At 52.6% G+C, this 13057-nt stretch carries 15 protein-coding genes; 1 reads left to right on the plus strand and 14 read right to left on the minus strand.

Features of this window, described 5'->3' with window-relative positions:
* Positions 1–2 precede the first annotated feature (2 nt).
* From ACGTIC_RS00620 to ACGTIC_RS00675, 12 genes are all read right to left on the minus strand, one after another.
* Positions 3–1361: a GntP family permease gene (locus ACGTIC_RS00620; protein ID WP_113856433.1), complete on the minus strand. Its 1359-nt coding sequence runs from the start codon at positions 1359–1361 to the stop codon at positions 3–5.
* Positions 1362–1605: 244 nt separating this feature from the next.
* Positions 1606–1794, minus strand: coding sequence for a hypothetical protein (locus ACGTIC_RS00625; protein WP_113856434.1), 189 nt, complete (start codon positions 1792–1794; stop codon positions 1606–1608).
* Positions 1724–2026, minus strand: a complete 303-nt coding sequence (locus ACGTIC_RS00630; RefSeq protein WP_162816179.1) for a sodium:alanine symporter family protein — start codon at positions 2024–2026, stop codon at positions 1724–1726. The genes ACGTIC_RS00625 and ACGTIC_RS00630 overlap by 71 nt, the downstream gene beginning before the upstream one ends.
* A gap of 209 nt (positions 2027–2235) precedes the next feature.
* A complete protein-coding gene (locus ACGTIC_RS00635; protein WP_162816300.1) occupies positions 2236–2616 on the minus strand; it encodes a hypothetical protein in 381 nt (126 codons plus the stop codon).
* Positions 2613–3299, minus strand: a complete 687-nt coding sequence (locus tag ACGTIC_RS00640; RefSeq protein WP_162816301.1) for a hypothetical protein — start codon at positions 3297–3299, stop codon at positions 2613–2615. Before ACGTIC_RS00640 ends, ACGTIC_RS00635 begins: the two co-directional genes overlap by 4 nt.
* 176 nt (positions 3300–3475) lie before the next feature.
* Complete coding sequence (locus ACGTIC_RS00645; RefSeq protein WP_059076460.1) at positions 3476–4453, minus strand: ABC transporter substrate-binding protein; 978 nt, start codon at positions 4451–4453, stop codon at positions 3476–3478.
* Positions 4450–5178 (minus strand): ABC transporter ATP-binding protein, encoded by a 729-nt coding sequence (locus ACGTIC_RS00650; protein WP_113856437.1) that lies wholly within the window; start codon positions 5176–5178, stop codon positions 4450–4452. The genes ACGTIC_RS00645 and ACGTIC_RS00650 overlap by 4 nt, the downstream gene beginning before the upstream one ends.
* Entirely contained in the window at positions 5171–5941 is a 771-nt protein-coding gene (locus tag ACGTIC_RS00655) for an ABC transporter permease (RefSeq protein WP_113856438.1), read from the minus strand. The genes ACGTIC_RS00650 and ACGTIC_RS00655 overlap by 8 nt, the downstream gene beginning before the upstream one ends.
* A gap of 192 nt (positions 5942–6133) precedes the next feature.
* Entirely contained in the window at positions 6134–7546 is a 1413-nt protein-coding gene (locus ACGTIC_RS00660; protein ID WP_257536579.1) for a GDSL-type esterase/lipase family protein, read from the minus strand.
* A gap of 142 nt (positions 7547–7688) precedes the next feature.
* Complete coding sequence (locus ACGTIC_RS00665) at positions 7689–8942, minus strand: M48 family metallopeptidase (protein WP_075581647.1); 1254 nt, start codon at positions 8940–8942, stop codon at positions 7689–7691.
* Between the two features lie 13 nt (positions 8943–8955).
* Positions 8956–9243: a GIY-YIG nuclease family protein gene (locus ACGTIC_RS00670; protein WP_059076457.1), complete on the minus strand. Its 288-nt coding sequence runs from the start codon at positions 9241–9243 to the stop codon at positions 8956–8958.
* Positions 9233–9709: a peptidylprolyl isomerase gene (locus ACGTIC_RS00675; RefSeq protein WP_059076456.1), complete on the minus strand. Its 477-nt coding sequence runs from the start codon at positions 9707–9709 to the stop codon at positions 9233–9235. The genes ACGTIC_RS00670 and ACGTIC_RS00675 overlap by 11 nt, the downstream gene beginning before the upstream one ends.
* A gap of 166 nt (positions 9710–9875) precedes the next feature.
* Here ACGTIC_RS00675 and ACGTIC_RS00680 point away from each other — a divergent pair, with 166 nt between their 5' ends.
* A complete protein-coding gene (locus tag ACGTIC_RS00680) occupies positions 9876–10667 on the plus strand; it encodes a carbon-nitrogen hydrolase family protein (protein WP_075581648.1) in 792 nt (263 codons plus the stop codon).
* Between the two features lie 119 nt (positions 10668–10786).
* On the opposite strand, the gene ilvN is transcribed toward ACGTIC_RS00680, so the two are convergent.
* Together ilvN and ilvB are read right to left on the minus strand one after the other, a co-directional pair.
* Positions 10787–11290 carry an acetolactate synthase small subunit gene (gene ilvN / locus ACGTIC_RS00685; RefSeq protein ID WP_059076454.1) on the minus strand — a complete coding sequence of 168 codons (504 nt, stop codon included), beginning with the start codon at positions 11288–11290 and terminating at the stop codon, positions 10787–10789.
* On the minus strand, positions 11287–12987 hold the full coding sequence (gene ilvB / locus ACGTIC_RS00690; RefSeq protein ID WP_113856439.1) for a biosynthetic-type acetolactate synthase large subunit: 1701 nt from the start codon (positions 12985–12987) through the stop codon (positions 11287–11289). The genes ilvN and ilvB overlap by 4 nt, the downstream gene beginning before the upstream one ends.
* Between the last annotated feature and the right edge of the window lie 70 nt (positions 12988–13057).

The following is a 13057-nucleotide window of genomic DNA, read 5'->3' on the forward strand; positions in this document are numbered from 1 at the left end:
AATCATAGGAATATGAGCCACAAAATATATACGCAAAGCAATGATGTAAAAGCCTGCAAGACGCTAATAAACGGAAATACACGATAAGCAATTTCCGGTTTCATACCCGATGTTGTCGTTACAACCCAGAAGAAGTCATCATTCCCATGAAAAATCATAAATCCGCCGGATGCACAGGCTAACATAGCAATAACTAATCCAATAGGAGTATTAAACCCTAATACATCTACAAGTGGCAACAACATAGAAGCTGCAGTAATCATTCCAACAGTACCAGATCCAATGGCTGTACGGAAAATGGCTCCAATGGCAAATGGTACCAAGATTCCTAATGATACACCTGAGAAATAAGTCGTTACTATTCCTTGAATATCCGACATCTTTAAAACAGTGGCAAACGCACCACCAGCGCCAACAATAAGTACGATTTGCCCAGCCGTCTTTAATGCTTCTCCAAATTCGCCATCAAAAGTCCATACAGTACGGTCATGGGGACGTACTGTCATGTAAGACAGAAAAGCAATAAGTAGCCCAATCATCAAAGCTACAACTGTATTTCCCAAAGAAAAGAATATATTATACAATAAACCGTCTCCAAACGGTTTTGAATTTAAAGAAGCTACAGTCCGCAATAACATAAGAATAATTGGTAAAATGATGGGAGCAAATGATGCAAACGCACCAGGTCTTTTATGCCCTGCTTCTGGAGATACAATCTCTTCCAATTCATCAGGCTTGAATTTATACTTTTCACCTAAAATTTTACCTGCAAAATGGGCTACTAGCACAACTGGTATCGAAACAATCATACCTAAAACAATGACCATTCCTAAATCAGCTCCCAATATACCAGCCACTGCCAGCGGTCCCGGTGTAGGCGGAACCAGCATATGAGTTGCATGTAACCCCATAGCTAACGCCACTGCCATAGTGGTCATACTAACTCCCGTATCTCTCGACATCCGTTTGGCAAGAGGTGCTAAAAGGACAAACGCCGAATCACAAAACACAGGAATAGATACAAAGTAACCTGTTATTGCCAATCCTAAAGAAGCATGTTTCTTCCCTGTAATCTTGAGAATAGTATGGGCCATCGTTTCAGCTGCCCCGCTCTTTTCAAGTAATCCACCCATAACTGTGCCAATAGCAATGACAACACCTATCCCGGCTATAGTACCACCTAACCCTGTAGCGTAATTAGTCATTATGTCATTAATATTGGCACCAATCATAAGCCCAAAACTAATAGCAGCAATAGTTAACGCAAAAAAAGGATGAAGTTTCACTTTTATAGTGAGGAAAATCAAAATTAAAATAGCAATGATGATACACGAAACAATAATAAGCGCATTACCATCCATAATCTTTCCCTCCTTTATTTAGTTGTAAAATTCATATTATTTCCGATCTTCGCGCGCGCATGTAATTAAATATTGTTTAATATTATTTAATTACATTTTATACTTTTTATTATACACATCATTGATAAAATGTCAATTAATTTTAATTAATATAATTAAATATTTGTCGTATACATTATTAATTAAGAATACAATAATACAATGACTGGACCAATGGCATTAGACTGTACAGCCGGTCCGACCATCATGCCCAGGCCCAGAGTAATCGTCCAGATGAGGGACAGCCATTTCCATTTCTTTTCCAGACCGTTTTTGATAAACCAGGGAAATCCGCCGTGCCATTCACCCGTATCGGGATTTTTTCACGATAGGCTACGGCCAGCGTCACTTCTGAGAACTTGACGATGAGGCCCAGCATGGCGATGAACCACATCCAGAGCCGTGCAGGCTGCCTTGAAGGGATTGATATTGCCTTCTCCGGAGCTTTTATCAAAGACTTTGCCGAAATTTTCTTTCATGATGAGCCCGAAATGGCGGAACTGGAAAAACCGGAGCCGGACCGTCATGTAAACCGCTACGAATGATGTCAGTATCAGGATAGGCCAGCCCCAGATGACATCGGCAATGGCCATCATGCCGCTTATGATACTCTCGATGATAAACATACATATTCCCCCTTTTGCGGTACAAAAAAGGCCTCCTGCAGAGTTTACCCTGCAGAAGGCCTCGTTGCCCAGCATATAAGTTTTCATCCCGCCATCAACATGATGAATGAGATGGTCATACTATACTATCTATTTTTCTGTTTGTCAATATATTCATCATATATTTTTAATTATTTTCATTTAATTATTTAAATAATAATGTGTTCGTTTTACGTGTTTTCTTTGCGAAGAAGCGTGAACCCTGTCTCGTAACCCTGCTGAACCGCCGTGGCAATCCGTCCCCCGCCGGCTGCATCGCCGATGACTCGTACTATATCAAACGCTGTCCGGAAGGCATCGACCGTATCCTGCCTCGGTGCAAGACCCATAGACAAGATGACCGTATCGGCTGGGAGGATTACCTGCTCATGATCGCTCAGCCGTTCCAATGTCACCGTATGTTCCTGAACTGAACGAATGCTGTGACCCGTGTAAATATCCGGATGATACTGCGTAATGCGGCTCATTTCATCATTCAGGACAGCCGGGAAAATAGCTCCGCCGATGACAGGCATCATTTCAACCAGACTGACCGGGTGATGGTCCTTCAAAAGCACAGCTGCCGTTTCCAGTCACGTAAGGCCTGATCCGATAATAACAGATTATCCTTGTACGGCAGCCTTTCCCTGTAATACGGCTTCTGCCGTAACGACATGGGGAAGGTCGAATCCCGGCAGAGGCAGGATCCGTGATCTGGCCCCACAGGAAACGACGACGGCTGCCGGATGTTTCCCAGGACCCGTTCCTGGCAATAAAGACAGCCGATGCACTGCCGGATTTTATCACTGCGGCCTGTGCGGGCCTTTTCGATAAAATCCGGATCGGCCAGCTGGGACCGGCCCAGTCCGACAAAATCACAAACGCCTTCTTCGAGGAGTTCTTCGGCAAATGCCGGATTCTTGATAGTGTTCGTCGCGATGACCGGGATGTGGAGCGCTTCTTTATACGCCTTTGCCACATGCTTTTTCCAGCCCGGACGGTACGAATAAGTTTCACAATTGGCATCGGCATTGCGGGCACTGCCATTGTTGATATTGATGGCATCGATACCGCAGGATTCCAGGTAACGGGCAATTTCCAGCCCGTCTTCCAGTGTGAGGAACCCTTCTACGGGCGTCATTTCATCACCACACATGCGCACCATAATGGGAAAGCGGCCCAGTTTCTGCCGGATACCCTGGATGATTTCGCTGATAAACCGACAGCGGTTTTCCCGGCGCAATCGGCACAGCACTGGGAGCCAGATTGGGACGGCCCGTCAGCGCCGGATTGGACGTAATTGTGCTCCAGAAATGCTATCAATAATTCGGTTTATTCATTTTATTTACACTACTTTTTTTTACATAATATAAGCAGCCTCGTTCATCAACTTTATCGTAGTTGATGAACGAGGCTGTAGATAAATTTTCTTTACTGAACAGACTGGCAGAGAGCTTTGATATCTATCTTGCGGTCTTTTTCCAGCATGCCTGTTTCGACGAGGAAGTCCTGGGTCTTCGTAAGGTCTTCTATGTCAGCATCGGTGATGGCCGGGTTGAAATCGTACCAGCCAGCCATAGCCTGTACCTGGTCTTCCGTGAGGCCCGTTTCTGCGGCGGCTGTGCCGTAGTATTTCTGCGGATCTGCCAGGTAGTCTTTGACGACTTTTTCATGGGTCTGCATGAATTTCTTTGCCACTTCGGGGTACTGTTTGATAAAGTCGCTGCGCATGGCAATGACGATGGTGGCATCGAGGAGGCCTTTGCCCGTCGTCAGGATGCGGGCGCCGTCGTTTTTCATTTTCAGTGTCGCCGGACCTGCCAGCAAGGCTGCATCGGCACTGCCGCCGCTGAGGGCTGCCGCTGCCTGGGGGATGCCCATGGATACGAACTGGACGTCATCGGCGCTCATTCCTTCTTTAGCTAGGGCCGCCAGGAGGAGCTGGTGCAGGATAGTACCCTTCGGGCCGGCAATTTTTTTGCCTTTCAGGTCTTTGACCGACTGGATGGACGGGTCTTTGGTCATGATCATAAAGGCTTCCGGTGCCCGGCTGTAGACGCCGACGACCGTCAGGTCGATGCCGTTGGCCCTGGCCAGGATGGCACTGGTTCCGCCCAGAGCATGGCAGACGTCGATTTTGCCGGCAGCCAGGGCTTCCGTCTGTTTCGGGCCGGCATCGAGGTCGGAATAGGTAATGGTAATGCCGTCGTCCTTGAATGCTTTTTCAAATACCTGATCTTTCTTTTCTATGATAGACGGGATATTGAGGGGCGATTTGACATAGGTCATGTTGATTGTTTCCGGTTTCTTTGCCGCATTGGCCGATTTTTCCTGGCCGCAGCCGGCAAGGCCTGCCATGGCTACGACAATAGCCAGGCCTGCCAGTACGAGTTGTACGCTTCGTTTCATAGGGGAGTCTCCTTTTCTTCTTCAAGAATATGCAATATATCGGTTTTCAGTGCCATCCGTCCGGCAACAGATGGCCGGGGATAGGGTTCTTCGTTGGTGACGCGTCCGCCACAGCAGCCTTTGTGCATGACCAGGATGTCCTGCCCCAGCCGCACCGCTTCATCGAGGTCATGAGTGATGAATACGATAGTCATGGGCTGCCGCACATACTGGGCCATGAGCTCGTCCTGCAGTTTTTCCCGGGTAAAATAGTCCAGGGCCGCGAAGGGTTCATCCATGAGGAGCAACCGGGGCTGACACGACAGGGTACGCACCAGGGCAGCCCGCTGGGCCATGCCGCCGGACAGTTGATCCGGGTAGGCTTTGCGGAAGGAATCGAGGCCGAAGGCCTTCAGATACTGGCCGGCCAGCTCGGCCGATCCGCCCATGCCATGCCGCCAGATGCACACATTGTCTTCTACGGTCAGCCAGGGGAGCAGGCGCGGCGTCTGGAACATGACACCGGTCCGCGGGCGGGAGCCGCCAAAATCGAGGGTCCCTTCGTCCGGCCGTTCCAGTCCGGCCAGAAGGCGCAGGAGTGTCGTCTTGCCGCAGCCGCTCTTTCCGACGATGACCGTAAACGAGCCGTCCCGGATGGACAGACTGCACCCTTTCAGGGCAGCTACCCGTTTGCCGTCAGGCAGGGTATAGAAGCGGGACAGGTCTTCCATGCGGATATCACTCATGATGCTCCTTCCTTTCTGTCCAGAGATAGCGCTGGCCTATGGCTCTCATGAGGGCATCAGCGGCGATTCCCAGGACGCCCAGGGTCAGGATGCCGGCCACGACGATATCAGGCCGGGCCATTTCTTCCCCATCGAGGATGAGATATCCCAGGCCTGCCGCGGCGGCAATCATTTCCGCCCCGATGAGGGAGCGCCAGCTGTAGCCCAGGCCGATGCGCAGTCCCGTGTACATGGCAGGCAAGGCCTGAGGCAGGCGGATATGCCAGAAAACAGCCCGGGAAGACAGGCCATAGACGCGGCCCATTTCCAGCAGCTGTTCATCGGGGTGGGACATGCCGTCGAGGGTATTGAGGAATATGGGGAAAAAGGTCGCCAGGACGACGATGATGATTTTACTGGCCTCGCCAATGCCGAACCAGAGGATGAGCATGGGCAGCAGGGCCAGGGGCGGCACGTTCCGCAGAAATTCCAGGAGGGAATGGCAGACACGGAGGGCCGCCGGATGCAGGCCCAGCCAGATTCCGCTGGGAAGGGCCAGGGCCGCTGCGATGGCAAAGCCCGTCATGACCCGCATCAGGCTCGCCCCGATATGGCGGGCCAGCTGCCCCGACGCGGCCAGCTGCAGCCAGCTGGACCAGACCCGTTCCGGCGGCGGGACGATATATGAGCCCCACCAGTGCCCCATGCTTCCCAGCTGCCAGCAGGCTATCAGAAGCAGGGGCAGAGCGCAGATTGTCAATATCTTCGTTAGTATTCGTTTCATGGCATTACCTGAAAAAAACCTCCATGCCGAAAGCACAGAGGTCCCTTGTCATACATGTACTCCGCCTTTGCTGTGCAGACACCTTTACAGTGAAGAACGACATATAGATATCATGTTTGCTGTCAGAATCACTCTTTCAGCTCACATTCCGTATTATACCATAAGCACGGGAAGCATCACAAATCGTTCCCCTCATTCATCCCAGGCACTGTCCGGCAGATTTTCGATGTCCGGCCAGGCCGCGTTGATTGCCTGTGCCATGAGCTTCTTTCCTGCCGGATCCAGGTGGAGGCCGTCGAAGGCCAGTTCCGTCCGGAGCATCCCCTGGCTATCGTACATGCCCGGCGTAATGTCGATATGGACCTGGGAACGGATATAACGGTTGACGCGGCCGATCTGCCACTGCCAGTCCGGCGCCGTTTCATCGTCAAAAGTCCGTTTGATATTGTCGGGATTGACAGGCGGCACGGTCAGGAATACCGGACGGATACCGTGTTCCAGGGATTTTTTTCGCACCTCTTCCATATCGGAAATGACGACATCCGCCCCCAGGCCGTTGCGCAGGCTGTTCGATCCCATGAGGATCAGGAGATATTTCGGCCTGAATGGCAGGACATCGGCGTCGAACCGGTCTTTGGTCATGGTACTCGTATCGCCGCTCTGGGCCAGGTTGACCGCAGGAAAATCGAGGTACGACAGATAGCTGAAATCCCAGTCAGCCGGCGAATAGGAGACGCTGCCACCACCGTGGCTGATGCTGTCGCCCAGGACGGCCACCGTATAGGGCGTATCCGGATCGGTCAAAAACGGCTGGGCATCGGACCAGACGCCGATGGGGCCCCCCTGCTCATCGAGGGCCCGGACCCGCCAGTAAAAGGGATGATTCCCATAGCGCGGCCGGGGATCGTATTTCTGAGCCGAATCGGTCCGGTACACGTCGATGCGGTGCTGTGACGGTTCTATGCCTCCGGGATTTTCCGGCGCTGAATCCAGTACTTCCACTTCATACTGGCTGGCTCCGGGTACGGGGAACCAGTCGTAGACGGGATAAAGCAGGACTGACCCCTTTCCCGTATTATACGCAGACAACAGCTCCGGCTTTTCTACAAAGGGAGCCATCCGGTCCAGGGGAACTTTTTCAATTGATGAATAGTCACTGACCCGGCGTCCCTCCATATCCAGCCCATAGACGCGATAGTAGAAACAGTCATCCTGGAAATCATCCGGCAGGGCCAGTTCGATGCCGTTGGTATAGGCCCGCTGTTCCGGCATGACCGGTTCGTAGGCGATGTCTCCCGTTTTTTCATCCGGTTCCATCTGCCGCAGGACCTGCACATCGTACATGACAGCTCCATCTACACGGGTCCAGCGCAGGATTGGGTGGACCGGAGCCGGCGCTCCTTCCGAATAATGGCGCAGGAGAACCGGTTTTTCCCTATCGGTCCGGTCTCCGGACGAACCGTATATTTTCTGTGCTTTTTCCAGAGGCGGCGACACGATGAGCCCGTGATGCGCATTCTGCCGGGCTGTCGTAGCCAGGACGCCGTAGCCCAGGGTAAACGATAAGAGTAATAGTAAAATCAGCATACTTTTATGACGCATCATCCCGCCTCCTTTTAATGATATCGCTAATCATTACTTATTATATACCATTTCTATCTATCTTACAACACACGGCCGGACAGGGAGAAAAAGAGGCGCCGCAATGATACGGCGTCCCTGAAAAAATTCACCCCTATCGGATAAATCAGCTATGTCCTTCTGTTTTCTCTGTCCTGGCCTTATCCTTTTTAGCCGGCGCTTTGTAACCGTACTGGCTCTTCCATTTCTTGTCCAGTTTCTGGATTTCTTTGTCGGAAAGCATGGCCGGTTTGGCCCGCAGCGCCTGATTCAGGTTATGGACAATGGCCGCGCCGTCATCGCCGGGAGCACAATCCATGATGTGCTGTCCCTGGACGGAAATTTCGTTGCCATTCTGGAGGATCTGCCAGTCGTTGCCTGTCAGGTCCATGCCTTTGACCTTGCCAGAGGCAACGGGAGTCGTCCGGATTTTCTTGTCATCCTGCGCTTCCCCATAGATGGTGTGGGTCACGCGTGACAGGTTCCCGGCAACGAGGAAAGCACGGCGGCGCCGCGAATAGTCACCGTACGGAGCGGGACTGACCACGGGCTGGGCATTGACGTAGACCATGTCTCCCCCTACCTGGACGTGATTGCCCGACCAGCGCGTCATGCGGCGGCCCAGCTTTTCAATGCGCTTCGTCATCTGTGGGTGGTTATTGGGGCTGATGACCCGTTTGAACCCTTCCTGATAGAGGTCGCCGTATTTTTCATAGACAAACTGCATCGACGACGGGGCACCGCCGACGTTGTAGGGCGTATTCTTCATGACCTCAAAGCCATAGGCATCGGCTTCTTTTTCCTGATTCATGGTTACCATTTCATTGTCGATGTAATTGATCACAATGCCGCCGAGGAGTACGTCGAGCATTTCCGCATGGCCGCCAAAGGCAAGGTCTACGGCAACGGAAACGCCGATGCTCTTCATGACGCCGTTGATGGCGTGATGGCGTTCGCCGTGCTGCATTTCATGGCACAGGGTGAAAGCCAGTTCATCATCGTTGAGCGTATCCATCATGCCCTGATTGACAGAAATGACGCCGCCCACCGTTTCAAAGGCGTTCAGATCCTTGCTGGGATTGGCATAGACATCGTAATTGCGTTTGATCATCCCCGTCCGGACGAGGTTGTCGGCAATCCGGTCCAGCCGCTGCTCATATTCATAATTATCTGCCACACCGGTCTTGGCCTGGGTCTGGGCCAGCATCTGCGGCTGCATCTGCGTATCCATCTTGACGAGCTGCTGCTTGATGAGGGCCGCTGCGGCGGCGCCATAGAGTACCGTTTCCACGGCAGACGCAGCTGCCGCCATCCCAACGGGCAGCGTCACCAGTGACGTCCCCAGTACCAGTGTGGTTATCCATTTTTTCCATCGTTTCACACGAATCCATCCCCTATTCTTCTTCCGGCAGTCTCTGCTGCGTCTGAATCAGGTCTATTTTCTTCGCGCGTGGCCATTGTTTGATTTCCCATTCCCAGTGCATGGCCGCATGCTGCGATGCAAAGGCCTGGCTCCAGACGAGGGTCACCGGCCGGCGGCTGCGGGTGTATTTTGCCCCGCCCCGGCTGTTGTGGGCGGCGACCCGGCGCTGGATGTCACAGGTCCATCCTGTATAGTACGACCCGTCAGCACAGCGTACGACATAGGTATAATAGGCCCGGTCTGTCTGATTATTTTTCAACGATTTCAATGGTGTCGAGGACGACGTCTTCCAAGGGTTTATCCCGGAAATCGGTCGCCGTCTTGCTGATGGCTTCTACGACATCGTAGTTTTCTACTACTTTGCCAAAAATGGAGTGATGATTCTGGAGCCACGGTGTCGGAACGACGGTCACAAAGAACTGGGAACTGCCCGTATTGGGGCCGGCATTGGCCATGGCCAGGACACCCGGTTCGCTGAAGTCGAGGCCCGGGCCGAATTCATCGGGAATCATTTCATCGGAACCGCCAAATCCCGTTCCCTGGGGATCGCCGCCCTGGATCATGAAATCGGCGATGATGCGATGGAATATGGTGCCGTCATAGAACTTGCTGTCGGCCAGCTTCTTGAAATTGGCGACTGTAATCGGGGCCTTGTCGGGAAATAATTCTACGGTGAATTCCCCGCGGTTGGTCTTAAACAATGCATACATTTTTTTATCTGCCATAATACTGATCCTCCTGAAATGTTTCTTTTATTTTTTCTTCTATTATATACTATATATTCTGCAAACTGCAAACCATCCTGCCCTTTAAAAAGTATATGTTTCCCTTCTGTTCTATGGTATACTAGAATTAGATTCAGTTATTGTATATCAGAGGGGGATGAAGGTCATGCGATTAGGAATGGCTCAGATGTCCATGTCGAAGGATATGGAAGAAAATTTCACAAAAACACTGGATTTCTGCGATAAGGCGGCGGGCTGCAATCTGCTGTTTTTTCCGGAAGTACAGTTCTCTCCATTTTTTGCCCAGTATGAAAACCAGGATGCCACCGGGTATCTAATGGAAGATACGGATCAGAAAGTGCAGGCTATCCAGGAAAAATGCCGGGAACACGACATGTATATTTCGCCCAATTTCTACTTGAAACAACAGGGAAAGCCCTATGATGCCAACCTGTTCCTCGACCGTCAGGGCCGCATCGCCGGCATTTCCAAGATGGTCCACATTTTCCAGGCGCCCCAGTTCTATGAATGTGATTATTACACGCCGTCAGAAGAAGGGTTCCAGGTCTTTACGACGGATTTCGGCAAAATCGGCATCGTCATCTGCTTTGACCGCCATCTGCCGGAAAGCATCCGCTCCTGTGCCGCCCAGGGCGCCGATCTGGTCATCGTGCCGACAGCCAATACGAAAGCCGAACCGCTGGAAATGTTTGAATGGGAAATGCGCGTCCAGGCCTATCAGAACCAGACCTTCGTCGCCATGTGCAACCGCGTCGGCAAAGAAGGGGACATGGACTTTGCCGGCCAGTCCCTCATCATCGATCCCTGGGGCAATCTGCTGGCAAAAGGGGACGACCAGGAACGGCTCATCGCCTGCGATCTCGACCTGAGTCTGGCCCGTAAGGCCAAGGAAGAACGGCCCTTCCTCAAGCTGCGCCGTCCCGACATGTACCGCTGATACGGAAAAACAGGATAAAAATAAACGGAGCTGCCACCCATGAATAGTCTCTCATAGGTGGCAGCTCCGTCTGTCTCTATACGATGCAACCGGTCTGCGCGATGAAGATATCCTGCGCCCTACATCTCCTTGACCGGCACGAGCCCCCGGGACAGGGAAATCGTCCCGGTGCGCACAATTTCCAGTACATTGTACGGCGAAAGCACCTTGATGAGGGCATCGACGTGATCTTCCCGGCCGGTCACGCGGAGAATGAGGGAATTCAGGTTGACATCGACGACTTTGGCGTGAAACAAATCGGCCAGTCCCGACAGTTCTTCCCTCGTCTTGGGAGAATCGTAGCGCACTTTGATCATCGCCAGTTCATAGCTGATAAAGGGTTCCTCATCGAGGTTGACGATTTTGATGATGTCGATGAGTTTTGCCAGCTGGCTCATGGTCTGCTTCAATTCTTTATCGTCTTCGATGCTGATGACGATATTGAAGCGGGTCACATCCCGTTCTTCCGTGTACCCCGCCGTCAGGGATTCGATATTGATGGCCTTGCGGCTGATCAGTCCGGCAATATGGGTCAGGACGCCCGGTTTATTATCGCATAGTATAGCAAGATGCTGTGTCCTCACCCTGCTTCACCTCCCAGTATCATGTCACAGAGCGCTTTGCCGCCGGGAACGGTCGGATAGACCCGTTCCTCTTTGGATATCGCAATGTCGATGAGAGCCGTCCCTTCATAGGCAAGGGCCTCCCGGAGCACGGGAAAGAGGTCATCTTCCCGTTCGATGTGATAGCCCCGGACGCCCATCGATTCGGCCAGCATGGACAGATTCTTGCGGCTGTTCAGCGTGCACTGTGTATAATGCTTGTCGTAAAAGAAATCCTGGAGCTGGACGATCATGCCCAGGGTATCATTGTGGAGCACGATGACTTTGACGGCAATGCCATACTGGGACAAGGTAGCCAGTTCCTGGCAGTTCATGAGGATGCTCCCATCGCCGGAAAAGACGAGGACCGTCTTGTCCGGACAGGCGACTTTGGCTCCCATGGCCGCCGGCAGTCCGTATCCCATCGTACCCAGTCCGCCTGACGAAAGGAAATGGCGGGGCTGCTCCGTATCAAAAAACTGGGCTGCCCACATCTGATGCTGCCCCACGTCGGTAACGGCAATCGTATCCTCCGGCCGTGTCAGTGCCCGGACGGTTTCAAAGATAGCCTGGGGAGAAATATAGTCCGGTCTCGGCGCCACGGCAAAGGGATGAGCCTGTTTCATCGACCGGACGTGATCCCGCCAGGGAGCATAGGCGGCCTGATAATCAAAGGACGACTCCCTGATCTTTTCTGCCACAAGAGGCAAAGACCAGCGCAGGTCCCCTTTTACGGCCAGATCGACGTCGATGATTTTGCCGATTTCCACGTCGTCGATGTCGAACTGGATGATTTGTGCTCCCGGAGCAAAGGTATCAGCCCGGCTGGTCAACCGTTCGTCAAAGCGCACACCCATGGCGATAAGCAGGTCGCATCCGGTGATGGCCATGTTGGATGCATACGATCCATGCATGCCGCCCATGCCGAGATGAAGGTCATAGCTGTCCGGCACAGCACCCTTTCCCATGAGGGTTGTCACGACCGGTATCTGCGTTTCCCCGATGAACTGCCGCAGCGCATCGGTCGTCCCCGACAAAATGACACCGCCGCCGATGAGCAGCAGGGGCCGTTTACTCTGCTGGATAGCGCTGACAGCCCGGTCGATGTCATAAGCCTGTCCGGCCGGTTCCAGCCGGTACCCTGGCAGCGACACCCGTTCAGGATAGATGAAATCGATTTCTTCCTCCAGGGCATCTTTAGTAATGTCGACCAGAACCGGACCCGGCCGGCCTGTAGAAGCTATATAAAAAGCTTCTTTCAGGACGCGGGGAATCTGCCGGCCGTCCTTGACGAGGTAATTGTGTTTGGTAATGGGTGACGTAATGCCCGATATATCGGCCTCCTGAAAGGCATCGCGGCCAATGAGACTGGCCGATACCTGTCCGCTGATGATGACCATCGGAATGGAATCCATATTGGCCGTCGCAATACCCGTGACCATGTTGCAGATACCCGGCCCGGACGTAGCGATGCAGACACCGGGCCGGCCTGTCACCCGGGCATAGCCGTCGGCAGCATGGACAGCTCCTTGTTCGTGACTGGTCAGGATATGGCGGAACCCGTCCTGGTACATGGCATCATACAGGGGAAGGATAGCTCCGCCGGGATAGCCGAATACGACGGGGACACCCTCTTTCTTCAAGCAGGCTAACACAGCCTGTGCGCCTGTCATTTTCATCATCATCACCTCTTAGTATCGTTCAGCGAAGCAGCCATCCACCGCCTTTCGATGAACGACGAACGGCCTG

Origin of the sequence: Megasphaera hexanoica, from assembly GCF_043520715.1 — a bacterium.
Classification (GTDB): domain Bacteria; phylum Bacillota; class Negativicutes; order Veillonellales; family Megasphaeraceae; genus Megasphaera; species Megasphaera hexanoica.

Excerpts from the sequence above, each read along its gene's own strand:
- ACGTIC_RS00620 (WP_113856433.1), bottom strand. The coding sequence starts at position 1,361 with ATGGATGGTAATGCGCTTATTATTGTTTCGTGTATCATCATTGCTATT.
- ACGTIC_RS00625 (WP_113856434.1), bottom strand. The coding sequence starts at position 1,794 with ATGTGGTTCATCGCCATGCTGGGCCTCATCGTCAAGTTCTCAGAAGTG.
- ACGTIC_RS00630 (WP_162816179.1), bottom strand. The coding sequence starts at position 2,026 with ATGTTTATCATCGAGAGTATCATAAGCGGCATGATGGCCATTGCCGAT.
- ACGTIC_RS00645 (WP_059076460.1), bottom strand. The coding sequence starts at position 4,453 with ATGAAACGAAGCGTACAACTCGTACTGGCAGGCCTGGCTATTGTCGTA.
- ACGTIC_RS00650 (WP_113856437.1), bottom strand. The coding sequence starts at position 5,178 with ATGAGTGATATCCGCATGGAAGACCTGTCCCGCTTCTATACCCTGCCT.
- ACGTIC_RS00655 (WP_113856438.1), bottom strand. The coding sequence starts at position 5,941 with ATGAAACGAATACTAACGAAGATATTGACAATCTGCGCTCTGCCCCTG.
- ACGTIC_RS00660 (WP_257536579.1), bottom strand. The coding sequence starts at position 7,546 with ATGATGCGTCATAAAAGTATGCTGATTTTACTATTACTCTTATCGTTT.
- ACGTIC_RS00675 (WP_059076456.1), bottom strand. The coding sequence starts at position 9,709 with ATGGCAGATAAAAAAATGTATGCATTGTTTAAGACCAACCGCGGGGAA.
- ACGTIC_RS00680 (WP_075581648.1), top strand. The coding sequence starts at position 9,876 with ATGCGATTAGGAATGGCTCAGATGTCCATGTCGAAGGATATGGAAGAA.
- ilvB (WP_113856439.1), bottom strand. The coding sequence starts at position 12,987 with ATGAAAATGACAGGCGCACAGGCTGTGTTAGCCTGCTTGAAGAAAGAG.